At 61.6% G+C, this 23,411-nt stretch carries 23 protein-coding genes; 13 read left to right on the forward strand and 10 right to left on the reverse strand.

Annotated elements, in window-relative coordinates:
- Positions 1-2: 2 nt before the first annotated feature.
- Both sdhD and sdhC read right to left on the reverse strand, forming a co-directional pair.
- Complete coding sequence (gene sdhD, locus AC1M7R_RS03730) at positions 3-371, reverse strand: succinate dehydrogenase, hydrophobic membrane anchor protein (protein ID WP_047698960.1); 369 nt, start codon at positions 369-371, stop codon at positions 3-5.
- The gene (gene sdhC / locus AC1M7R_RS03735) at positions 365-751 is read right to left on the reverse strand and encodes a succinate dehydrogenase, cytochrome b556 subunit (RefSeq protein WP_172679607.1); all 387 of its coding nucleotides are present in this window, start codon (positions 749-751) and stop codon (positions 365-367) included. The genes sdhD and sdhC overlap by 7 nt, the downstream gene beginning before the upstream one ends.
- Positions 752-1,102: 351 nt before the next feature.
- On the opposite strand from sdhC, the gene gltA reads away from it, so the two are divergent.
- The gene (gene gltA, locus AC1M7R_RS03740; protein WP_053149956.1) at positions 1,103-2,392 is read left to right on the forward strand and encodes a citrate synthase; all 1,290 of its coding nucleotides are present in this window, start codon (positions 1,103-1,105) and stop codon (positions 2,390-2,392) included.
- Between the two features lie 286 nt (positions 2,393-2,678).
- Here gltA and AC1M7R_RS03745 read toward each other — a convergent pair whose 3' ends face one another.
- The 3 genes from AC1M7R_RS03745 to AC1M7R_RS03755 all read right to left on the reverse strand — a co-directional run bounded on the left by AC1M7R_RS03745 (position 2,679) and on the right by AC1M7R_RS03755 (position 5,817).
- A complete protein-coding gene (locus AC1M7R_RS03745; protein ID WP_072393601.1) occupies positions 2,679-4,337 on the reverse strand; it encodes a cation acetate symporter in 1,659 nt (552 codons plus the stop codon).
- Positions 4,334-4,645 (reverse strand): DUF485 domain-containing protein, encoded by a 312-nt coding sequence (locus AC1M7R_RS03750; protein WP_072393609.1) that lies wholly within the window; start codon positions 4,643-4,645, stop codon positions 4,334-4,336. The genes AC1M7R_RS03745 and AC1M7R_RS03750 overlap by 4 nt, the downstream gene beginning before the upstream one ends.
- 317 nt (positions 4,646-4,962) lie before the next feature.
- The gene (locus AC1M7R_RS03755; protein ID WP_072393612.1) at positions 4,963-5,817 is read right to left on the reverse strand and encodes a glycine betaine ABC transporter substrate-binding protein; all 855 of its coding nucleotides are present in this window, start codon (positions 5,815-5,817) and stop codon (positions 4,963-4,965) included.
- Between the two features lie 374 nt (positions 5,818-6,191).
- Here AC1M7R_RS03755 and AC1M7R_RS03760 point away from each other — a divergent pair, with 374 nt between their 5' ends.
- Entirely contained in the window at positions 6,192-7,490 is a 1,299-nt protein-coding gene (locus tag AC1M7R_RS03760; RefSeq protein WP_072393615.1) for a serine/threonine protein kinase, read from the forward strand.
- The gene (locus AC1M7R_RS03765) at positions 7,483-8,271 is read left to right on the forward strand and encodes an MlaA family lipoprotein (protein WP_072393617.1); all 789 of its coding nucleotides are present in this window, start codon (positions 7,483-7,485) and stop codon (positions 8,269-8,271) included. The genes AC1M7R_RS03760 and AC1M7R_RS03765 overlap by 8 nt, the downstream gene beginning before the upstream one ends.
- A 132-nt stretch (positions 8,272-8,403) precedes the next feature.
- On the opposite strand, the gene AC1M7R_RS03770 is transcribed toward AC1M7R_RS03765, so the two are convergent.
- A complete protein-coding gene (locus AC1M7R_RS03770; RefSeq protein ID WP_490610246.1) occupies positions 8,404-9,318 on the reverse strand; it encodes a DUF808 domain-containing protein in 915 nt (304 codons plus the stop codon).
- Between the two features lie 128 nt (positions 9,319-9,446).
- Here AC1M7R_RS03770 and AC1M7R_RS03775 point away from each other — a divergent pair, with 128 nt between their 5' ends.
- The gene (locus tag AC1M7R_RS03775) at positions 9,447-10,055 is read left to right on the forward strand and encodes a TetR/AcrR family transcriptional regulator (RefSeq protein WP_072431596.1); all 609 of its coding nucleotides are present in this window, start codon (positions 9,447-9,449) and stop codon (positions 10,053-10,055) included.
- Positions 10,056-10,181: 126 nt separating this feature from the next.
- Here the strand turns inward: AC1M7R_RS03775 and AC1M7R_RS03780 are convergent, their stop codons facing one another.
- Positions 10,182-10,622, reverse strand: coding sequence for a GlcG/HbpS family heme-binding protein (locus AC1M7R_RS03780; RefSeq protein WP_072393622.1), 441 nt, complete (start codon positions 10,620-10,622; stop codon positions 10,182-10,184).
- A 268-nt stretch (positions 10,623-10,890) separates the two neighbouring features.
- On the opposite strand from AC1M7R_RS03780, the gene gcl reads away from it, so the two are divergent.
- From gcl to AC1M7R_RS03825, 9 genes are all read left to right on the forward strand, one after another.
- Positions 10,891-12,666, forward strand: coding sequence for a glyoxylate carboligase (gene gcl, locus AC1M7R_RS03785; protein ID WP_072393624.1), 1,776 nt, complete (start codon positions 10,891-10,893; stop codon positions 12,664-12,666).
- Positions 12,667-12,802: 136 nt separating this feature from the next.
- Positions 12,803-13,585: a hydroxypyruvate isomerase gene (hyi, locus tag AC1M7R_RS03790; protein ID WP_072393627.1), complete on the forward strand. Its 783-nt coding sequence runs from the start codon at positions 12,803-12,805 to the stop codon at positions 13,583-13,585.
- 154 nt (positions 13,586-13,739) lie between these two features.
- Positions 13,740-14,630 carry a 2-hydroxy-3-oxopropionate reductase gene (locus tag AC1M7R_RS03795; protein WP_072393631.1) on the forward strand — a complete coding sequence of 297 codons (891 nt, stop codon included), beginning with the start codon at positions 13,740-13,742 and terminating at the stop codon, positions 14,628-14,630.
- Positions 14,631-14,707: 77 nt separating this feature from the next.
- The gene (locus tag AC1M7R_RS03800; RefSeq protein WP_076406462.1) at positions 14,708-15,988 is read left to right on the forward strand and encodes a glycerate kinase type-2 family protein; all 1,281 of its coding nucleotides are present in this window, start codon (positions 14,708-14,710) and stop codon (positions 15,986-15,988) included.
- Positions 15,978-17,393: a pyruvate kinase gene (pyk, locus tag AC1M7R_RS03805; protein WP_490610247.1), complete on the forward strand. Its 1,416-nt coding sequence runs from the start codon at positions 15,978-15,980 to the stop codon at positions 17,391-17,393. Before AC1M7R_RS03800 ends, pyk begins: the two co-directional genes overlap by 11 nt.
- 170 nt (positions 17,394-17,563) lie before the next feature.
- Entirely contained in the window at positions 17,564-18,466 is a 903-nt protein-coding gene (locus AC1M7R_RS03810) for an urea transporter (RefSeq protein ID WP_490610248.1), read from the forward strand.
- A gap of 20 nt (positions 18,467-18,486) precedes the next feature.
- Positions 18,487-19,311 carry an ion transporter gene (locus tag AC1M7R_RS03815; RefSeq protein WP_072393644.1) on the forward strand — a complete coding sequence of 275 codons (825 nt, stop codon included), beginning with the start codon at positions 18,487-18,489 and terminating at the stop codon, positions 19,309-19,311.
- An 80-nt stretch (positions 19,312-19,391) separates the two neighbouring features.
- Positions 19,392-20,390 carry a sulfate ABC transporter substrate-binding protein gene (locus tag AC1M7R_RS03820; protein WP_072393647.1) on the forward strand — a complete coding sequence of 333 codons (999 nt, stop codon included), beginning with the start codon at positions 19,392-19,394 and terminating at the stop codon, positions 20,388-20,390.
- A gap of 294 nt (positions 20,391-20,684) precedes the next feature.
- Positions 20,685-21,890, forward strand: coding sequence for an MFS transporter (locus AC1M7R_RS03825; protein ID WP_072393650.1), 1,206 nt, complete (start codon positions 20,685-20,687; stop codon positions 21,888-21,890).
- Positions 21,891-21,940: 50 nt separating this feature from the next.
- Here the strand turns inward: AC1M7R_RS03825 and AC1M7R_RS03830 are convergent, their stop codons facing one another.
- From AC1M7R_RS03830 to AC1M7R_RS03840, 3 genes are all read right to left on the reverse strand, one after another.
- A complete protein-coding gene (locus AC1M7R_RS03830) occupies positions 21,941-22,132 on the reverse strand; it encodes a PLDc N-terminal domain-containing protein (RefSeq protein ID WP_053149901.1) in 192 nt (63 codons plus the stop codon).
- A 70-nt stretch (positions 22,133-22,202) separates the two neighbouring features.
- The gene (locus tag AC1M7R_RS03835) at positions 22,203-22,733 is read right to left on the reverse strand and encodes a hypothetical protein (protein ID WP_072393653.1); all 531 of its coding nucleotides are present in this window, start codon (positions 22,731-22,733) and stop codon (positions 22,203-22,205) included.
- 148 nt (positions 22,734-22,881) lie between these two features.
- The gene (locus AC1M7R_RS03840; RefSeq protein WP_072393656.1) at positions 22,882-23,400 is read right to left on the reverse strand and encodes an ankyrin repeat domain-containing protein; all 519 of its coding nucleotides are present in this window, start codon (positions 23,398-23,400) and stop codon (positions 22,882-22,884) included.
- Positions 23,401-23,411 lie beyond the last annotated feature (11 nt).

The following is a 23,411-nucleotide window of genomic DNA, read 5'->3' on the forward strand; positions in this document are numbered from 1 at the left end:
GATCAGATACCCCAGAGAATCTGCACACCCCAGACGAAGTAAGCGAACATCGCAACGCCGCATACTGCCTGGAAGAGGAAACGTACGGCAGTCGCCGACTTGCCGAACGCCATCTGCGTCAGGTAGTCGGTCGCGATGGTCCACATGCCGACCCAGGCATGAGCGCCCAGTGCGACAAGGGCCAGCAGACTGAAGATACGCATCCAGTTGCTTGCGAACAGTTCATGCCATTGGGCATAGCCAAGGCCAGGGTTGGCGACCACATATCCGATCAGGAAAATGAAATAAGCCGCGAGAACGACCGCAGACACACGCTGCGCCATCCAGTCATAGAGGCCCGAACGAGAGAGGTTCGTAACGTTGGTTACCATATCCAGACTCCTGCCAGAACGATTACCACCACGGAAACGGCGATAACGATTTTCGAGCCCAGCTTGCCGCCTTCCAGCGTCTCACCGATGCCCATGTCCATGATCAAGTGGCGCACACCGGCAACCAGGTGATACAGCAAGGCGGACAGGATGCCCCAAATCACTAGCTTGGCTAGCGGACTGGTCAGACACGCTTTCACCTGACCGAAGCCTTCTTCCGAGTCGAGCGACTTGTCCAATGCATAAAGCATGATGGCCAGGCTGACGAAGAGGATGACACCGGAGATACGGTGAAGAATGGACGTGTAAGCAGTGACTGGGAGTTTGATGGTCCTTAGGTCTAGGTTTACAGGTCGTTGGCTTTTCACGGCTTTTTTCACACTGAAGAGCCCCTAAGAATCAGGGCAAAGTTGTTGCGGCGCGCACTGGTCAGGTACTCACCACCCAGGGAGTGACGACCCCCAGCAAAGCTGGCCCAAAAGCCCCTGGCGGTCGGCTGCCGAGTATAGACAGTTAGGTTACTAATGACAACGCGTTCACCTTCCACTGATGGCGCATTGCACAACAACGGCAAAAGGCGTAAACGGCAGGTAATTTCGAGGAAAAAGTCCGGTTAAAGCCTTCTGGAGCAAGACTTTAGGCAAATTGACATTCGGATTTATCTCACTATAGTGGTGCGGGCCCTGCGTGGGGGGTCTGTCTGATGATTCCAAGCATTAATAGGAGGCCACATGGCTGACAAAAAAGCGCAGTTGATCATCGAGGGCGCAGCCCCCGTCGAGCTGCCCATTTTAACCGGCACCGTTGGTCCCGATGTAATCGACGTCCGCGGCCTGACCGCCACGGGCCGTTTCACCTTCGACCCGGGGTTCATGTCGACCGCTTCGTGCGAGTCGAAGATCACCTACATCGACGGCGACAACGGCATCCTGCTGCACCGCGGCTACCCGATCGAGCAACTGGCTGAAAAATCGGACTACCTGGAAACCTGCTACCTGCTGCTCAACGGCGAGCTGCCAACCGCAGAGCAAAAGGCCCAGTTCGTCAGCACCGTGAAGAACCACACCATGGTTCACGAGCAGTTGAAGTCCTTCTTCAACGGCTTCCGTCGCGACGCCCACCCGATGGCCGTCATGTGCGGCGTTGTCGGCGCCCTCTCGGCCTTCTACCACGACTCCCTGGACATCAATAACCCCCAGCACCGCGAAATCTCCGCGATCCGCCTGGTGGCGAAGATGCCGACCCTGGCAGCCATGGTCTACAAGTACTCCATGGGCCAGCCCATGATGTACCCACGCAACGACCTGAACTATGCAGAGAACTTCCTGCACATGATGTTCAACACACCGTGCGAGATCAAACCGATCAGCCCGGTGCTCGCCAAGGCCATGGACCGGATCTTCATCCTCCATGCCGACCACGAGCAGAACGCCTCTACCTCCACCGTGCGCCTGGCCGGCTCGTCGGGTGCCAACCCGTTCGCCTGTATCGCCGCCGGCATCGCGGCACTCTGGGGCCCAGCCCACGGCGGTGCCAACGAAGCGGTACTGACCATGCTCGATGAAATCGGCGATGTCTCGAACATCGACAAGTTCATCGCCAAGGCCAAGGACAAGAACGATCCGTTCAAGTTGATGGGCTTCGGTCACCGGGTCTACAAGAACCGCGACCCACGCGCCACCGTCATGAAGCAGACCTGCGACGAAGTCCTCAAGGAACTGGGCATCAAGAACGACCCGCAACTCGAACTGGCCATGCGCCTGGAAGAGATCGCCCTGACCGATCCGTACTTCATCGAGCGCTCGCTGTACCCGAACGTCGACTTCTACTCGGGGATCATCCTCAAGGCAATCGGCATTCCAACCAGCATGTTCACCGTGATCTTCGCCCTGGCGCGCACCGTGGGCTGGATCTCCCACTGGAAGGAAATGCTCTCCAGCCCGTACAAGATCGGCCGTCCACGCCAGCTGTACACCGGCTACGAGTCGCGTGACATCACCAAGCTGGAAGACCGCAAGTAAGACCTGCTCTATGCCAGGTCCGACGCTGCACTGAAACGGCCCCCGCTTCTTATATAAGAGCGGGGGCTGTTTTGTTTACGCCCTCCTCCTTTACCTCCCGGCATTTCAGTGCCAGACCCTGTGTCATCGCGAGCAAGCTCGCTCCACAGTGGATCCGTGTACCCGCCTGCTTTGTGGGAGCGAGCTTGCTCGCGATGACGGTAGACCTGCCCACCCCGAAACGGGGACAAAAAAATACCCCGGTCTCTCGACCGGGGTACTTCTTCACCCTTTACAACTTAGCGCATCAGTGGTTGACCGCCCCGCTCGCCCCCAGGCCAGTCTGCGAACGCACGAACTGCGGGAAGAACAGCGCCCGCTCGTTGGCGCCTTCGGCCGACTTGTCAGTGATGGAGAAGAACCAGATGCCGACGAACGCGATGATCATCGAGAACAGCGCCGGATATTCATACGGGTAGATCGGCTTCTCGTGCCCCATGATCTGTACCCAGATGGTCGGGCCGAGAACCATCAGGCCCACGGCACTGACCAGCCCCATCCAGCCGCCGATCATGGCGCCACGGGTGGTCAGCTTCTTCCAGTACATCGAGAGCAGCAGTACCGGGAAGTTGCAGCTCGCCGCGATGGAGAACGCCAGGCCCACCATGAACGCGATGTTCTGCTTCTCGAACAGGATACCCAAGGCAATCGCCAGAACCGCCAGGGCGATGGTGGTGATCTTCGAGACGCGAATCTCGTCCTTCTCGTTGGCCTTGCCCTTCTTGATGACACTGGCGTACAGGTCATGGGACACCGCCGAGGCGCCGGCCAGGGTCAGGCCCGCCACCACCGCCAGGATGGTCGCGAACGCCACCGCCGAGATGAAGCCCAGGAAGATGCTACCGCCCACAGCGTTGGACAGGTGCACCGCCGCCATGTTGTTGCCGCCCAGCAAGGCACCTGCCGCGTCCTTGAAGGCCGGGTTGGTGCTGACCAGCAGGATCGCGCCGAAGCCGATGATGAAGGTCAGGATATAGAAGTAGCCGATGAAACCAGTGGCATACAGCACGCTCTTGCGGGCTTCCTTGGCATCGCTCACGGTGAAGAAGCGCATCAGGATGTGCGGCAGGCCAGCGGTACCGAACATCAGCGCCAGACCCAGGGAGAAGGCCGAGACCGGATCCTTCACCAAGCCACCGGGACTCATGATCGCCTCGCCTTTAGGGTGAACCTTGACCGCTTCGGCAAACAGCATGTTGAAGTCGAAGTTGACGTGTTTCATGACCATCAGGGCCATGAACGAAGCACCCGACAGCAACAGCACCGCCTTGATGATCTGCACCCAGGTGGTGGCCAGCATGCCACCGAACAACACGTAGAGGCACATCAGGATACCGACCAGGATCACCGCAACGTGGTAGTCCAGGCCGAACAGCAGCTGGATCAGCTTACCCGCACCGACCATTTGCGCGATCAGGTAGAACGCTACCACCACCAGCGAGCCGCAGGCGGACAGACTGCGGATCTGGGTCTGCCCGAGGCGATAAGACGCCACGTCAGCAAAGGTGTATTTACCCAGGTTACGCAGGCGCTCGGCGATCAGGAACAGAATGATCGGCCAGCCCACCAGGAAGCCGATGGAGTAGATCAAGCCGTCATAACCGGACGCGAACACCAGCGCGGAAATACCCAGGAAAGACGCCGCCGACATGTAGTCGCCAGCGATTGCCAGGCCGTTCTGGAAGCCAGTGATCTTGCCGCCAGCCGCATAGTAGTCGGCCGCGGAGTTGTTTTTCTTGGAAGCCCAGTACGTGATGTACAGCGTTGCGCCGACGAAGGCGACGAACATCAAGATAGCCGCGATGTTGAGGGGTTGTTTCTGCACAGCACCCGCCACGGCGTCAGCCGCCCAGACGCCCGGTGCGAATGCTGCGATGCTCAAGAGAGCCAATAGACGCCGGATCATTGCTGAGCCTCCTTGAGAATCGCATTGTTCAGATCGTCGAACTCGCCGTTGGCACGTCGCACGTAGATGCCGGTCAGGACGAAGGCCGAGAGAATCAGGCCGACACCGATGGGAATCCCCCAGGTGATGGTGGACTCGGGCGTGATTTTGGCCCCGAGAATATGTGGCCCATAGGCAATCAGAAGAATGAAGCCGGAATACAGCCCTAGCATGATCGCCGAAAGAATCCAGGCGAACCTTTCCCTTTTTCTCACCAGCTCCTTGAAGCGCGGGCTGTTTTGAATCGAGAGGTAAATGCTGTCGTTCATTGTTTTTATCCTCGCAGCACAGATTTAATTGGAACGACTCTACTCTATGCGGCTCAAGGCCAGGTTCCAGACGACCTTAGTATTAGAACGACATGACGGTTTTGCCATTTTCCAGCCAAATTCCGGCAGTTACCCCCTGCGGGAGCGAGCCTGCTAGCGATGACGGCGCCACATTCAACATGGATGCAAGCAGACACATCGCTATCGCGAGCAAAGTCGCTCCCACAGGGGAGTGGCGCCAATCGAAAAACTGCAGGCACAAAAAAACCGCATGACCCAACGTCATGCGGTTTTGCGGGACAGCTGAACCAGGTGAATTATTTGCCGGTCCACTCTTTGACGCGGTCCGGGTGCTTGGCAACCCAATCCTTGGCAGCGGCGTCCGGCTTGGCACCTTCCTGGATCGCCAGCATGACTTCGCCGATTTCGTCCTTCGAAGCCCATTGGAATTTCTTCAGGAACGCCACCACTTCCGGTGCCTTGGCCTCCAGGCCCTTGCTGCCGATGCTGTTCACGGTTTCAGCCGCGCCATAGACGCCTTTCGGGTCTTCCAGGAAGCGCAGTTTCCATTTGGCGAACATCCAGTGCGGCACCCAACCGGTGACGGCGATGGATTCGTTCTTCTTCTCGGCACGGGTCAGCTCGGCGATCATGCCGGCGCCGGAACTGGCCTTGAGTTGATAGCCGGTCAGGTCGTAATCCTTGATGGCCTGTTCCGTCTTGAGCATCACGCCCGAACCGGCGTCGATGCCGACGATGCGTTTCTTGAAGCTGTCATCGGTCTTGAGGTCGGCCACAGTCTGGGCCTTGACGTACTCAGGCACGATCAGGCCGATTTTCGCGTCCTTGAAGTTGGGGCCGTAGTCGACGACCTGATCCTTGTTCTTGGTCCAGTAATCGCCATGGGTCACCGGCAACCAGGCCGAGAGCATTGCATCGAGCTTGCCGGTGGCTACACCTTGCCACATGATCCCGGTCGCGACCGCCTGCAGTTTCACGTCATAACCGAGCTTCTGCTGGATGACTTCGGCCGCCACGTGAGTGGTCGCGACGCTATCGGACCAGCCGTCAACGTAACCGATGCTCAGGGTTTTGGTTTCGGCGCTGGCCAGGGTGGAGCTGATCGCCAGTACCAGTGCGGCACCTGCGCCCAAGAGTCGTCGCATCTTCATCGTTTACTTCCCCGAAAGTGCTGCGCCCGACGGATGTCGAGCGACATCAACGTATTTTTTATGGTGCCCAGCGCCCCCATCACGCTCGCCTGCCTAACTGCCTCGAACGCCAGTGGAGTACTGACCTGTCGATCATCGGCCTGCGCCGATCCGGGACCTGCTCTGGCAGCGACCTCGAAACAGCGGGAAACGACATGAGAACGCCATCAGCGACAAGTCGAAGGCAACTAGCCACCAACCGGCCGCAACGTGTATCGTCCCGTAGCCATTGCGCCACGTTCATACCTGTTTAATGTCCGTCATGGCACTAGGCTTCACTTCGGTGGTCATAGCCTGCGACCTTCATTCGGCACCTTCCTCTAAGGGATACCGTCATGCTCCGTTCCTTGCGCTTCGCTGCCCTCGCCGGCGGCCTTCTTCTGAGTGCGTCCGCGCTGGCGGCGGATATCGACGCCGCCAGCTATGGCTACCCTTTGACCAACCCGTTCGAGGCGACCATCGCCACCACACCGCCCGACCTGCGCCCGGAGCTGCCTCTGGTCGAAGACATCAACCAGGCGGACCATAGCGTCACTCTGCGCCCGGAACGCGAGTTCATCCTGCCGGACAATTTCTGGCCGGTAAAAAGTCTCACCTACCGCATGGCCACCCAGGACAAGCCGGCGCCGCTGATCTTCCTGATCGCCGGGACCGGGGCTCGCTACGACAGCACCCTCAACGAATACCTCAAGCGCCTCTACTACAAGGCCGGGTACCACGTGGTGCAGCTGTCTTCGCCCACCAGCTTCGACTTCATGAGCGCCGCCTCGCGCTTCGCCACGCCGGGCATCACCAAGGAAGACGCCGAGGACATGTACCGGGTGATGCAAGCCGTGCGTGCGCAGAACCCCAACGTACCGGTGACCGAGTACTACCTCACCGGCTATAGCCTCGGCGCCCTGGACGCGGCGTTTGTCGCCCATCTGGATGAAACCCGGCGCAGCTTCAATTTCAAGAAAGTGTTGCTGCTCAATCCCCCGGTGAACCTCTACACCTCGATCACCAACCTGGACAAACTGGTCCAGACCGAGGTGAAAGGTATCAACAGCACCACCACCTTCTATGAACTGGTGCTGAACAAGCTGACCCGCTACTTCCAGCAAAAAGGCTACATCGACCTCAACGACGCCTTGCTCTATGACTTCCAGCAATCCAAGCAACACCTGAGCAACGAGCAGATGGCAATGCTGATCGGCACATCGTTCCGCTTTTCGGCGGCCGATATCGCGTTCACTTCGGACCTGATCAACCGCCGCGGCCTTATCACCCCACCCAAATACCCGATCTCAGAAAGCACCAGCCTGTCGCCGTTCCTCAAGCGTGCACTGCAATGCGATTTCGACTGCTACCTCACCGAACAGGTGATTCCAATGTGGCGCGCGCGCACCGATGGCGGCAGCCTGCTGCAGCTGATCGATCAGGTCAGCCTCTATGCACTGAAGGACTACCTGCACGATAGCCCCAAGATCGCCGTCATGCACAACGCCGACGACGTCATTCTCGGCCCTGGCGACCTGGGCTTCCTGCGCAAGACCTTTGGTGACCGCCTGACGGTTTATCCACTGGGCGGCCACTGCGGCAACCTTAACTATCGCGTCAACAGCGACGCCATGCTGGAGTTCTTCCGTGGCTAAATATCTCCTGCTTATCGCCGCTTTAATGAGCGCAGGCCTTGTTCATGCCGACAACAGCAAGGCCAACGACCCCGTGGTAGAGGACGCCGACGGCTTCAAGGAGCCCTTGACCAAGCTCAAGTTCAACCCAGGGCTGGACCAGCGGGAATTCGAGCGCTCGACCCTCAGCGCCTTGAACGTCTATGACCCGCTGGAATCCTGGAACCGTCGCGTCTATCACTTCAACTACCGCTTCGACCAATGGGTGTTCCTGCCGGTGGTGGACGGCTATCGCTACATCACCCCGAGTTTCGTGCGCACAGGGGTCAGCAATTTCTTCAACAACCTGGGGGATGTGCCGAACCTGATGAACAGCCTGCTGCAGTTCAAGGGCAAGCGTTCGATGGAAACCACGGCGCGGCTGCTGCTCAACACCACCGTCGGCATCGCCGGCCTGTGGGACCCGGCCACCGCCATGGGCCTGCCGCGCCAGAGCGAGGACTTCGGCCAGACACTGGGCTTCTATGGCGTGCCAGCCGGGGCGTACTTCGTACTGCCGATCTTCGGCCCTTCGAACCTGCGAGATACTTCGGGCTTGCTGGTGGACTACACCGCCGAATCGGCGATCAACTTCCTGAACGTCTCCGAGGTCAGCTCCAACCACCCGGAACTGCTGCTCCTGCGTGGCGTGGACCGGCGTTACCAGACCAGCTTCCGCTACGGCCAGCTGAACTCGCCGTTCGAATACGAGAAGGTGCGCTACGTGTACACCGAGTCACGCAAGTTGCAGATTGCCGAGTAATTTTCGCCGCCCCAAACCCTCTGTGGGAGCGAGCTTGCTCGCGATGAGGGCCTGACATTCAACCTTGATGTTGTCTGACAGACCGCTATCGCGAGCGAGCTCGCTCCCACAGTTATCATGGGTTGCCAGGTCTTAGCCTTTCAGCGCTTTCCAGACCTTGCCGACAACCATCACCCCCGCCAACACCGCCGCCCCTGCCACGATCCCCGCCACCGCATTGAGCAGCATCGGCACGATAAACCCGGCACCGCCAGCACTGGCCGCCACGCCTTCGATCCAGTGATGCACCACTGGCACGCCATGGGTCAGGATGCCACCGCCCACCAGGAACATCGCCACCGTGCCGATCACCGACAGGCTTTTCATCATGTAGGGGGCCGCACTCAGGATCGCACCGCCGATGCTTTTGGCGGCCTGGCCTGGTTTCTGCGTCAACCACAGGCCCAGGTCATCGAGCTTGACGATCCCGGCCACCAGGCCGTAGACACCCACCGTCATGACGATAGCGATGCCCGACAGCACGATCACCTGCTGGGTCAATGGTGCATCGGCCACGGTGCCCAGGGTGATGGCGATGATTTCCGCCGACAGGATGAAGTCGGTGCGCACCGCGCCCTTGATCTTGTCCTTTTCGAAGGCCACCAGGTCGACCGCCGGATCAGCCACCGCCTCCACCAGCTGCTCATGCTCGGCCTGGTCCTCGGCCGGGCTGTGAAGAAACTTGTGGGCGAGCTTTTCGAAGCCTTCGAAGCACAGGTAGGCGCCCCCCACCATCAACAACGGCGTCACCAGCCAGGGTACGAAAGCGCTGATGGCCAGGGCCGAAGGCACCAGGATCAGTTTGTTGATGAAGGACCCCTTCGCCACCGCCCAGACCACGGGCAACTCTCGCTCGGCACGGACGCCGGAGACCTGCTGGGCATTGAGTGCCAGGTCATCGCCGAGCACCCCGGCGGTTTTCTTGGCGGCCATCTTGGTCATCAATGCAACATCGTCGAGCACGGTGGCGATGTCATCGATCAGCACCAGCAAACTGCTTCCAGCCATGGAAAGGCTCCTTGATCATAAATGCTGCGCAGCATAGCGCATGCGTCAATCCGGGGCATTCTTGAGCGCCTCACGAGGCCGGTGCTACCATGCGCAACCGCCAGAACAGGCAAGGAACCCCTGGGTTTATGAGCACTATCCGCGAGCGCAACAAAGAATTGATCCTGCGTGCCGCCAGCGAGGAATTTGCCGACAAGGGCTTCGCGGCGACCAAGACCAGCGACATCGCGGCCAAGGCGGGCCTGCCCAAACCCAACGTCTACTACTACTTCAAATCCAAGGAAAACCTGTATCGGGAAGTCCTGGAAAGCATCATCGAACCCATCCTCCAGGCCTCGACGCCGTTCAACGCCGATGGCGTGCCGGGCGAGGTGCTCAGTCACTACATCCGCTCCAAGATCCGCATCTCCCGCGACCTGCCCTTTGCCTCGAAAGTCTTCGCCAGCGAAATCATGCACGGCGCCCCGCACCTGAGCCCCGACCTGGTGGAACAGCTCAACGCCCAGGCCCGGCACAACATCGAGTGCATCCAGACCTGGATCGACCGCGGCCAGATCGCCCCCATCGACCCCAACCACCTGATGTTCAGCATCTGGGCCGCTACCCAGACCTACGCCGATTTCGACTGGCAGATCTCCGCCGTGACCGGCAAGGCGAAGCTGGATGAAACCGACTACGAAGCCGCGGCGCAGACGATTATCCGGTTGGTGTTGAAGGGATGCGAGCCAGACCGATAGCCCGAGGCTTCATCGCGAGCAAGCCCCCTCCCACACTGGTTTGCGGTGTCTAGACATTATGTGTCCAGCATCAAACCCTGTGGGAGCGAGCTCGCTCGCGATGGCGCCGGCCCACTCACCACAAAATCAGGCAACCATCCCCGCATCCGCCCACAACCCCACCGCCTCCACAGCCTTGATCGCCACCTGCTCATCCACATCCGAAACATCGCCGCTGACCCCCATCGCCCCCAGCACCCTGCCATCCTGATCCCTGATCAACACCCCACCCGGGGCCGGTACGACGTTGCCTTGTCCCAACCCATTCAAAGCCGCAAAGAACGCCGGGCGTTGTTGGGCGTCCTGGGCGAGCAGGCGGGAGCCTTTGCCCAGGGCGATAGCGCCCCAAGCCTTGCCGATGGCGATCTGTGGGCGAAGCAGGCTGGCGCCGTCCTCGCGCTGCAGGGTGATGAGATGCCCGCCGCCGTCCAGGACCGCCACGGTCAAGGGGGCGGCGTTGATTTCCCGTCCCGCGGCAAGGGCCTGTCTTGCCAGGTCTACGGCTGTTTTCAAGGTTAAAGCGCTCATGGGTGCTGTCCTTCTTTTGTAATGGAGAAGCCTTCCGGATCAAATTTCCAGCAAAACCGGACCAACCAAATAGAACACAACAAACATATTTTTTGTATACAAAAATGCTCTGCACCGTCTCGTTATCGACGAAAGGCCGGCGCATTCCTGGGGACGAGACAATGAAACAGCCGCTTGAGAAAAGGCATTGACCTGGGCCACTTGCCGTGAATAAACTCCGCCACACAGCAACTTGTATACAATTACAAAACGCAAGAGGCACAAAACGATGAGCAAAATGAGAGCAATCGAAGCCGCTGTTCTGGTGATGCGCCGTGAAGGCGTGGACACCGCCTTCGGTATCCCGGGCGCTGCGATCAACCCGCTGTACTCGGCCCTGCAAAAGGTGGGCGGCATCGATCATGTCCTCGCTCGCCACGTTGAAGGCGCCTCGCACATGGCCGAGGGTTACACCCGCACCAAGGCCGGCAATATCGGCGTATGCATCGGTACCTCGGGTCCGGCCGGTACCGACATGGTGACCGGGCTCTACAGCGCCTCGGCCGATTCCATTCCCATCCTGTGCATTACCGGGCAAGCCCCCCGCGCTCGCCTGCACAAGGAAGACTTCCAGGCGGTGGATATCACCAGCATCGTCAAGCCCGTGACCAAGTGGGCGACCACCGTGCTCGAACCCGGACAAGTGCCGTATGCCTTCCAGAAGGCATTCTTCGAGATGCGCTCCGGCCGTCCGGGCCCGGTGCTGATCGATTTGCCCTTCGATGTGCAGATGGCCGAGATCGAATTCGACATCGATGCCTACCAGCCGCTGCCCCTGGCCAAACCCGCCGCCAACCGCGTGCAGATCGAGAAAGCCCTGGCCATGCTCAATCAGGCCGAGCGTCCCCTGCTGGTGGCCGGTGGCGGCATCATCAACGCCGATGCCAGCGACCTGCTGGTGGAGTTCGCCGAGCTGACCGGCATTCCGGTAATCCCTACGCTGATGGGCTGGGGAACCATCCCGGACGATCATCCCCAGATGGTCGGCATGGTCGGCTTGCAGACATCCCATCGTTACGGCAACGCGACCCTGCTCAAGTCGGACCTGGTGCTGGGTATCGGCAACCGCTGGGCCAACCGTCACACCGGCTCGGTGGACGTCTACACAGAAGGCCGAACGTTCATTCATGTGGATATCGAGCCGACCCAGATCGGCCGGGTCTTCACACCCGACCTGGGTATCGTCTCCGATGCCGCTTCGGCGCTGACGGCGTTCATCGAAGTGGCCCGCGAATGGCAGGCCGCAGGCAAGCTGAAGGACCGCAGCGCCTGGTTGCAGGACTGCCGCCAGCGCAAGGCCAGCCTGCAGCGCAAGACTCACTTCGACAACGTGCCGGTCAAGCCGCAACGGGTGTACGAGGAAATGAACCAGGTGTTCGACAAGGACACCTGCTACGTGAGCACCATCGGCCTTTCCCAGATCGCCGGTGCGCAGTTCCTGCATGTCTACAAGCCGCGCCACTGGATCAACTGCGGCCAGGCAGGCCCACTTGGCTGGACCATTCCGGCGGCACTGGGGGTGGTCAAGGCCGATCCGAGCCGCAAGGTCGTGGCGCTGTCGGGGGACTACGACTTCCAGTTCATGATCGAAGAACTGGCGGTGGGGGCGCAGTTCAAGCTGCCCTACATCCATGTCGTGGTGAACAACTCCTACCTCGGACTGATCCGCCAGGCCCAGCGCGGGTTCGATATGGACTACTGCGTGCAGCTGTCCTTCGACAACCTCAACGCGCCGGAGCTCAACGGCTATGGCGTGGACCACATCGCCGTGGCCGAGGGCCTGGGGTGCAAGGCGCTGCGGGTATTCGAGCCATCCGGCATCCAGCCGGCGCTGCGCAAGGCCCAGGACATGATCGAGGAATTCAGGGTACCGGTGATCGTCGAGATCATCCTGGAGCGGGTGACCAATATTTCCATGGGTACCGAGATCAACGCGGTCAACGAGTTCGAAGACCTGGCGCTGGTGGGCAACGATGCACCAACCGCCATTTCGCTGCTGGACTGACCGACCGGCGTCCCAGTGGGAGCGAGCTTGCTCGCGATGACGGCGCAACATTCAACCTGGATGCAAGCAGACACACCGCTATCGCGAGCAAGCTCGCTCCCACAGGGGGCCTGATAAATATTCACAGGAGACCACCATGCCGCGTTTCGCAGCCAACCTGTCCATGCTGTTTACCGAGCAGGATTTCCTCGCCCGTTTCGAGGCGGCCGCCAAGGCCGGCTTCAGCGGTGTCGAGTACCTGTTCCCCTACGACTACAGCTCCGCCGAACTCAAGGCCCTGCTGGACGCCAACGGCCTGACCCAGGTGCTGTTCAACCTGCCGGCCGGCGACTGGGCCAAAGGCGAACGTGGTATCGCCTGCCTGCCGGACCGGGTCGAGGAGTTTCGCGCCGGCGTCGACCTGGCAATCGCCTACGCCCAGGTCCTGGGCAATACCCAGGTCAACTGCCTGGCCGGGATTCGCCCGCACAAATGCGACGAAGCCCTGGCGGAGAAAACCTTCGTCGCCAACCTCAGGTACGCCGCCGAAAAACTGCAGGCCAAAGGCATCAAGCTGGTGATGGAAGCCATCAACACCCGCGACATTCCAGGCTTCTACTTGAACAACACCGCCCAGGCCCTGTCGATCCGCGAGCAGGTGGGCAGCGCCAACCTGTTCCTGCAATACGACATCTATCACATGCAAATCATGGAAGGTGACCTGGCCCGGACCCTGTCGGCGCACCTGGGCGAGATCAACCATGTGCAGCTGGCGGACAACCCGGGACGCAACGAGCCGGGCACCGGCGAAATCAACTACCGCTTCCTGTTCGAACACCTGGACCGCATCGGCTACCAGGGTTGGGTCGGCTGTGAATACAAGCCGTTGACCAGCACCGAAGCAGGTCTGGGGTGGCTGAAGAGCCATAACGCGATCTGACGCAATTCCCCCTGTGGGAGCGAGCTTGCTCGCGATGGCGTCAGTCCGGTCACTCATTTTCTGGCTGACACACCGTCATCGCGAGCAAGCTCGCTCCCACAGAAAGCACTCCCTCGTTTGCTTGAAGCAGCGATAACCACAAGAGGATTTTCCCATGGCTAAAATCGGATTCATCGGCACCGGCATCATGGGCCACCCCATGGCACTGAACCTGCAAAAGGCCGGGCACAGCCTGTTCCTGTCCGTGCATCACGACCCGGCACCCGCCGACCTCCTGGATGGCGGCGCGGTGGCCCTGGCCAATCCGAAGGAAGTCGCCCAGGAAGCCGAGTTCATCATCGTCATGGTCCCGGACACTCCGCAGGTCGAGGATGTGCTGTTACGCACCGACGGCGTGGCGGCTGGCGTGGGTGCGGGCAAGGTGGTCATCGACATGAGTTCGATCTCCCCCACCGCCACCAAGGCGTTCGCGGCGAAGATCAACGAAAAGGGCGCGCAGTACCTCGATGCGCCGGTTTCCGGCGGCGAAGTCGGCGCCAAGGCCGCGACCTTGAGCATCATGGTCGGCGGTGACAGTGCGGCCTTCGAGCGCGCCCTGCCGCTGTTCCAGGCCATGGGCAAGAACATCACCCTGGTGGGCGGCAACGGCGACGGCCAGACCGCGAAAGTGGCGAACCAGATCATCGTGGCGCTGAACATCCAGGCCGTGGCCGAAGCCTTGCTGTTCGCCTCGAAGAACGGCGCCGACCCGGCCAAGGTCCGCGAAGCCCTGATGGGCGGTTTCGCCTCGTCGAAGATCCTCGAAGTGCATGGCGAGCGCATGATCAAGGGCACCTTCGACCCAGGCTTCCGCATCAGCCTGCACCAGAAGGACCTGAACCTGGCCCTGCAAGGCGCCAGGGAACTGAACATCAACCTGCCCAATACCGCCAACGCCCAGCAAGTGTTCAGCACCTGCGCGGCCATCGGCGGCAGCAACTGGGACCACTCGGCGCTGATCAAGGGCCTGGAGCATATGGCCAATTTCTCGATTCGCGACAAATAAACCCTGCCCCTTGTGGGAGCAAGCTCGCGCCCACAAGGCTCGCTTCAACACCAATAATAAAAAACCGGGAGCCCGCCATGTCGGTCGATCCGCAACAATTGCTCCGCGAGCTGTTTGCCACAGCCATCGAAGCGGCCCATCCGCAGCATGTCCTCGAACAGTACCTGCCCAGCGACCGCAGCGGCCGGGTGATCGTCATCGGTGCCGGCAAGGCGGCCGCGGCAATGGCCCAGGTGGTCGAGGCTTGCTGGCAGGGCGAAGTCACCGGCCTGGTGGTGACCCGCTACGGCCACGGCGCGCCGTGCCAGAAAATCGAGGTGGTGGAAGCCGCTCATCCCGTGCCCGACGCGGCCGGCCTGGCGGTGGCCGGGCGGGTGCTGGAGCTGGTCAGCCACCTGAACGAAGACGACCGGGTCATCTTCCTGCTGTCCGGCGGCGGCTCGGCGTTGCTGGCGCTGCCAGCCGCCGGGATCACCCTGGCGGACAAACAGGCGATCAACAAAGCCCTGCTCAAGTCCGGCGCCACCATCGGCGAGATGAACTGCGTGCGCAAGCACCTGTCGGCCATCAAGGGTGGACGCCTGGGCAAGGCCTGCTGGCCGGCGACGGTCTACACCTATGCCATCTCCGATGTACCGGGCGACCTGGCCACGGTCATCGCGTCCGGTCCCACCGTGGCCGACCCCAGTACATCGGCCGAAGCCCTGGCGATCCTCAAGCGCTACGACATCGAGGTCCCGGCCTCGGTGCGCAACTGGCTGCTGAGCCCGGAATCGGAAACCGTCAAGCCCGGCGACCCGAGCCTGTCCCGCAGTCACTTCCAGTTGATCGCCCGGCCCCAGCAATCCCTGGAGGCGGCCGCGGTGAAAGCCCGCCAGGCCGGCTTCAGCCCGTTGATCCTGGGCGACCTGGAAGGCGAGTCCCGGGAAGTGGCCAAGGTCCATGCCGGCATTGCCCGGCAAGTCGCCCGGTATGGCCAGCCTCTGGCGGCACCCTGCGTGATCCTGTCCGGCGGCGAAACCACCGTGACCGTGCGTGGCCAGGGCCGTGGCGGGCGCAATGCCGAATTCCTGCTGAGCCTGACCGACAGCCTCAAGGGCCACCCTGGCATCTACGCACTGGCCGGCGATACGGACGGCATCGACGGTTCCGAAGACAACGCCGGCGCCATCATGACCCCGGACAGTTACCGCCGCGCCGCCGAGCTGGGCCTCAATGCCAGCGATGAACTGGATAACAACAACGGCCATGGCTATTTCGCCGCGCTGGACGCATTGATCGTCACCGAGCCGACCCGCACCAACGTCAACGACTTTCGCGCCCTCCTGATTCTCGAGACCCCCACTCATGACGCCTGATAAAAAGGTCAAGATCCTCGCGACCCTCGGCCCCGCCACCCGTGGCCTCGACGATGTACGTGAACTGGTGGAGGCCGGCGTGAATATCTTTCGCCTCAACTTCAGCCACGGCGAGCATGCCGACCACGCCCAGCGTTACCAGTGGATTCGTGAGGTCGAACAACAGCTCAACTACCCATTGGGCATCCTGATGGACTTGCAAGGCCCGAAACTGCGGGTCGGCCGCTTCGCCGAAGCAAAAGTGTCGCTGCAGCGAGGCCAGGCCCTGCGGCTGGACCTGGACCCGACACCGGGCGATCGCCGTCGGGTCAACCTGCCCCACCCGCAAATCATCGCGGCCCTGCAACCCGGCATGGACCTGTTGCTGGATGACGGCAAGCTGCGCCTGCGGGTGACGGCCCGGCATGATGACGCCATCGACACCGAAGTGCTCAATGGCGGCGAGCTGTCGGACCGCAAAGGCGTGAACGTGCCCCAGGCCTTGCTCGACCTGAGCCCGCTGACGGCCAAGGACCGCCGCGACTTGAGCTTCGGCCTGGCACTGGGTGTGGACTGGGTGGCCCTGTCCTTCGTGCAACGCCCCGAAGATATCCGCGAAGCTCGCGCTCTGATCGGCGACAAGGCCTTCCTGATGGCGAAGATCGAAAAGCCATCGGCGGTGACCCGGCTGCGGGAAATCGCCGAACTGAGCGACGCGATCATGGTCGCTCGTGGAGACCTGGGCGTGGAGGTGCCTGCCGAGAGTGTGCCGCAGATCCAGAAGACCATCATCGGCACCTGTCGCGCCCTCGGCAAACCGGTGGTGGTGGCGACCCAGATGCTGGAGTCGATGCGTTTCTCCCCGGCGCCTACCCGGGCTGAGGTGACCGATGTGGCCAACGCCGTGGCCGAAGGCGCCGACGCGGTGATGCTGTCGGCGGAGACCGCCTCCGGCGATTACCCCCTGGAAGCCGTGCAGATGATGAGCAAGATCATTCGCCAGGTGGAAAACGGTCCGGATTACCAGGCCCAGCTGGATGTCAGCCGGCCGAAAGCCGAGGCCACGGTGTCGGACGCCATCAGTTGCGCGATCCGCCGGATCAGCAATGTCCTGCCGGTGGCGGTGCTGGTGAACTACAGCGAGTCGGGCAGCTCCAGCCTGCGAGCGGCGCGGGAGCGGCCGACAGTACCGATCCTCAATCTCACGCCGAACCTGCAGGCCGCCCGCCGCCTGACGGTGGCCTGGGGCGTGCACTCGGTGGTCAACGATCGACTGCGGCAGGTGGACGAGGTGTGCTCCACCGCCCTGGAAATCGCCCAGGCGCAAGGCATGGCCCAACGCGGCGATACGCTGCTGATCACCGCGGGCGTTCCGTTCGGGAAACCGGGGTCGACCAATTCCCTGCGCATCGAGACGTTGATTTAGGGGCCTGTACGGCTGATTCGAATTTGAGCGCACGAATCAGCCACACAGGCCACGAACGTCGGTACTGGCCTGATCGCGAGCAAGCTCGCTTCCACAGGGAGCTGCGGTGCCCTTGTGGGGGCGAGCTTGCTCGCGATGAAGTCGACTCGTCCCTCTGACATATACCTATCATGCCCAACACCCACTGCCCCGACTGGGCCACCGCCCTGCTCAACGGCTTCAGCCAGGTTTTTCTCCAGCGCCATCCGCTGTGCGGTCTGCTGTGCCTGTCGGCGATTCTGCTCACTGCGCCCACCCTGTTCGGCGGCGCGTTGCTCGGCGGGGTGGCCGGGTTGCTGACGGCCCAGCGACGTGGTTACACCAAGGCCGACCGCCAAGCCGGACTGTTCAGCTACAACGGCATTCTGCTGGGCTTGCTGCTGAGCCTCACGTTGCCCTGGTCCGTCCTGTTGCCACCGTTGATCATCGCCGCGGGTGGCCTCAGCGCGATGCTCACCCAGCAATGGCTCAAGCGCACCCGAGACCCTCGCTGCCTGCCCGCCTACACCGCGCCCTTTGTCGCGTTGGCCTGGCTGCTGATGGGGTTCACCCTGCCGCCGCCTCTGGCCACCTCGATTGAAATAACCTTACCCAACCTGCTGGCCGCTCAGTTGAGCGGACTGGGCCAGGCCATGTTTCTCGGCCATCCGGTGGCCGGAGCGCTGATTGCCACCGGTCTGCTGCTGGCCAACCTGCGCGCTGGCGCTTGGGCATTGTTCGCTTCCGCCGTCGGCCTGGCCTTCACGTTGCTACAGCATGAAAACGCAACCGCCCTTTCCGGGCTGGGCGGCTACAACCCGGTGCTGGTGGCCCTGGCCCTCAGCCAACAGCATCACCGGCCATGGCTGCCACTGACTGGCATCGTGCTGGCGTTGATCCTCGCACCAGGGTTCGCCGCCCTCGGCCTGGTGCCGCTGACGGCCCCGTTCATCCTCGCCTGCTGGCTGGTCCACGCCACGGTTCGGACATGGCGCCAGGCCAGTCTCGACGCCACGCCTTGCGCTCTGCAACGCAATCGACCTAGGCTTCGCTGATTCCGACTCAGGCGAAGGTTATGGACCACAGCAACGATTGGCGTCAGCGCCTCTACATCATGATTTTCCAGACCGACACCGTGGCCGGCCGACGCTTCGACAGCGCATTGCTATTGATCATCCTCGCCAGCCTCGTGACGGTGATGCTCGACAGCATCGACAGCGTGCACAAGGACTACGCGGCCCTGCTGGCCTACATCGAATGGGGCTTCACCTTCATCTTCCTGGTGGAATATGGCCTGCGCCTGTACTGCTCGCCCCAGCCCCTGCGCTACGCCTTCAGCTTCTACGGCCTGGTGGACCTGCTGGCGATCGTGCCGGGTATCCTGGCGTTGTACTACAGCGATGCCCAGTACCTGCTGATCGTCCGGATCATCCGCATGCTGCGCATTTTCCGCGTGCTCAAGCTCAGCCCCTACCTCAAGCAGGCCAATTACCTGATGTCGGCACTGCGGGGCAGCAAGCAGAAAATCATCGTGTTCCTGGTCAGCGTCTCGACCCTGGTGACCGTATTCGGCACGCTGATGTATGTCATCGAAGGTCCCGAGCACGGCTTCACCAGCATCCCCAAGGGCATCTACTGGGCTATCGTGACATTGACCACCGTGGGCTTCGGCGACATCGTGCCCAAGACACCGCTGGGCCAGGTGGTCTCATCCCTGGTGATGATCACCGGTTACTCGATCATCGCGGTGCCGACCGGTATCTTCACGGCTGAACTGGCCTCGGCCATGCGCGGTGACCAGCTCAAGCACGACTGCCCGGTGTGCAGCAAAAACAACCACGAGCACGGGGCGGCGTTCTGCTCCCGCTGCGGTAATGCACTGTTCAAGAAACTGGAATAAGCAAAGCACTTTTTGATGCTTGAAGGGCCCTAGGCTTACAGCTAGTGTCCGGAACCCCTTTCAATAAAAAGGAATTCGCAGTGAAGAAACTCTTTGGCGCCTCACTCCTTGCCGCCGGCCTGACCTTCGGCAGCCTGGCCCACGCCGCCCCGACCCTGCTCAACGTTTCCTACGACGTGATGCGCGACTTCTACAAGGACTACAACGCTGCTTTCCAGAAGCACTGGCAGGCCGAACACAACGAAAGCATCACGGTGCAAATGTCCTTCGGCGGTTCCAGCAAGCAGGCGCGTTCGGTGATCGACGGGCTACCGGCGGATGTCATCACCATGAACATGGCCACCGACATCAATGCCCTGGCGGACAACGGCAAGCTGGTCCCCGAGAACTGGGTCACCCGTCTGCCGAACAACAGCGCCCCGTTCACTTCGGCCACGGTGTTCATCGTGCGCAAGGGCAACCCCAAGGCCCTGAAAGACTGGCCCGACCTGCTCAAGGACGGCGTGCAGGTGATCGTGCCCAACCCCAAGACCTCCGGCAACGGCCGTTACACCTACCTGTCGGCCTGGGGCTACGTGCTCAAGAATGGCGGCGATGAAAGCAAGGCCAAGGACTTCGTCGGCAAGCTGTTCAAGCAGGCCCCGGTCCTGGACACCGGCGGCCGCGCGGCGACCACGACCTTCATGACCAACCAGATCGGCGATGTCCTGGTGACCTTTGAAAACGAAGCCGAAATGATCGCCCGCGAGTTCGGCCGCGACCAGTTCGAAGTGGTCTACCCGAGCGTGTCCGCCGAAGCCGAGCCGCCCGTGAGCGTGGTGGACAAGGTCGTCGAGAAGAAAGGCTCCCGCCAGGCCGCCGAGGCATACCTCAAGTACCTGTGGTCGCCGGAAGGCCAGGAAATCGCCGCCGCCAACTACCTGCGTCCACGAGACCCGGCTGTCCTGGCCAAATACACCGATCGTTTCCCGAAAGTGGATTTCCTGTCGGTGGAAAAAACCTTCGGTGACTGGCGCACGGTGCAGAAGACTCACTTCAATGACGGTGGGGTCTTCGACCAGATCTACAGCGGCCAGTAACAAAACCAATGGGTAATGCGCAGTCCTGTGGCGAGGGGATCTATTCCCGCTGGACTGCGTAGCGGCCCCAATCCAGCCGACGCGGGTTGTCTGAATACCGTTGTGTCCTGTTTTAGGGCTGCTGCGCAGCCCAGCGGGGATGAATCCCCTCCCACAGAGGCAACGCCCTCGCCCTATAAAGGATTCGCCGCACCATCAACGGCAAGCATGTCTGATATCAGCCGCAAAGCCTGTTCCTGAGCGGCGCAACTCATTAGCCTCACGCCATCCTTTCAAGCTACTGACGAGATTGCCATGAGTGCCCCCCCATCCACCGCACCCGCCGGTACAAGCATGACCCGCGGCATGGTGCTGCTGTTCGCCTTCTGCTGCGGCGCCATCGTCGCCAACATCTACTACGCCCAGCCCATCATCGAACTGATCGCACCAGACATCGGCCTGACCAGCACAATGGCCAGCCTGATCGTCTCGCTGACCCAGATCGGCTACGCCCTGGGCCTGTTTTTCCTGGTGCCGCTGGGCGACCTGCTGGAAAACCGCCGGTTGATGATCCTCACCAGCCTGGTGGCGATCGCCAGCCTGCTGGGCGCGGCGTTCACCGATCAGCCCAATGTGTTCCTGCTGGTTTCATTGCTGGTGGGCTTCAGTTCAGTGTCGGTGCAAGTCCTGATTCCCCTGGCCGCGCACCTGACGCCGGAAGCCTCCCGGGGACGGGTGGTCGGCGGGATCATGGGGGGCCTGTTGCTGGGGATCCTGCTGGCGCGGCCGGTGTCCAGCGTCGTCGCCGACCACTTCGGCTGGCGTGCCATGTTCATGGGCGCGGCCGGATTGATGGCAGCCATCAGTATCATCCTGGCTTTCACCGTGCCCAAGCGCCAGCCTGACCACAGTGCCTCCTACGGCCAGTTGCTGGCCTCCCTCGGCACCCTGCTGCGCCAGCAACCGCTGCTGCGGCAACGGGCCTTTTACCAGGCCTGCCTGTTCGCCACCTTCAGCCTGTTCTGGACGGCGGTCCCCCTGGAACTGGCACGCAACCATGGCCTGAGCCAGAGCGAAATTGCCTTGTTCGCCCTGGTCGGGGCCATCGGCGCCATCGCCGCGCCCATCGCCGGGCGCCTGGCGGACGCCGGTCATACCCGCATCGCTTCGCTGCTGGCCATGCTCTTTGCGAGCCTGAGCTTCCTGCCGGCATTCGTGCATCCGCTCTACAGCGTCATCGGCCTGGCCGTCACGGGGGTGCTGCTGGATTTCTGTGTACAGATGAATATGGTCCTGGGCCAGCGCACCATCTACGCCCTCGACGCCAAGAGTCGCGGTCGCCTCAATGCGCTGTACATGACCAGCATCTTCATCGGCGGCGCATTCGGCTCGTCGATTGCCAGCGCGATCTATGAACACGGCGGCTGGTCGTGGGTGGTCATCGTCGGCAGCGTATTCCCGTTGCTGGCCTTGCTGCGCTTCCTGGGCGCTTCGCAGGAGCGCTCAGTGGCGACGGCCTGACACGAACGACAACCCGGCGGTCAGGGACCGCCGGGTATCGCAGGCAGCCGTCAGACCCGCACGTTGCCTCGCGGCCCGGCAATCGCCCAGATGATCAGCCCCAGCACCGGCAGCAGCAGGATGAGCAGCACCCACAGCACTTTCGCCCCGGTTCCCGCGCCGCTCTTGAGCACATTGATGATCGCCCAGATATCGAGCGCCAGGATGATCAGGCCTATCAGGCCGTTGAAGGTAGAACCCATGGTGTCGCTCCAGAATGGTGACATGCACTCTTAGGATAGCGGCGCCTCGGCAAGGGTTCCGTTTATCGCTTCAGATATGCACGGCGATCCTGAGGGCCTCAAGGGCTGGCGCGGCGGCGATGCCGACCTCGGCACACAGTTCCAGCACCCGCGGCACGTCATTGCCGTATACCAACACCATCTGCAATTCATCGTCGAGCAACTGGCTGAAGTTCATCAGCACGTAGCCGCCGTTTTCCTTGTTCAGGCTGCTCATCTGGACCTGGATACGGTTCAGCGCGGTGAGTGCCTCGGTCTTCGCCAACTGCTTGGGCTTGAGGTTGAACGCCACGCCCGGGCCGAACGAGGCGAGGATCTGCTCGAACAACTGCACATAGGTATCGGCCTGGAACAGCACGGTATCCGGCAGGCTGCCGACCACGACCCACTCACCCAGCGGGATCGGGAAAGTGTCGTCGTAATTGATGTCCGGGTTGGCCGCCAGAAATGTCGCTGGATCGGCATAGGCCTGGGCCGCTTCATCTGCGATTCGCTCAATCTCGGCATCGCCCAGGCAACCGGAGCTGATTTTGCTGATGAGTTCGACGAGTGCGGGTTTCATGGCAAATCCTGTGGCGAGGGAATTTCAAGGGCGCGCAGAATAGCGCATCCGCGAACCGATTAGGATGGGGCTGACAGGTGACCAGGCAGCCCTGCGAACGCAAGCGCCTCGCCACCAGCAGCAGGTTCGAGCCTTGTACCCAAGGCTCTCAGCCGAGCAACTTCTCCAACTGCGCCGTGGTGTCGGCCGCGCCCATGGTCCTGGCCGCGTCCAGCGCCGAACTGCCATTGGCGTCCCGGGCTTTCGGGTCGGCGCCTTGGCTGATCAGGTAATCGACGATCTGCACCCGGTTGAACATGGCCGCCATCATTAACGCCGTGCGGCCGTCGAAGGAGGCGCCTTCCACCTGTGCGCCCCCTTCCACCAACGCCGTGACCACGGCCAGGTCGCCCTTGAATGCCGCGCCGGCAATCGGACTCTGGCCATTGTCGTTGCGTATTTCCGGGTCGGCCTTGTGCTCCAGCAGGACTTTCACCGTGTCCACATGGCCGTGATAGGCAGCGAGCATCAGCAGGGTATCGCCCTTGTGGTTGCGCAAGTTGGGTGGCAGGCCTTTATTGAGCAGGGCCGCCATCATGGCGGCATCGCCCTGGCGTGCAACGTTGAATACCTGCTCGGCAAATTCCGCGGCTTCTTGCGGGGTCATCTGGCGGCTTGTATCGGACATGGGCAACTCCA

It is taken from the genome of Pseudomonas sp. MS01C9 (assembly GCF_058202755.1).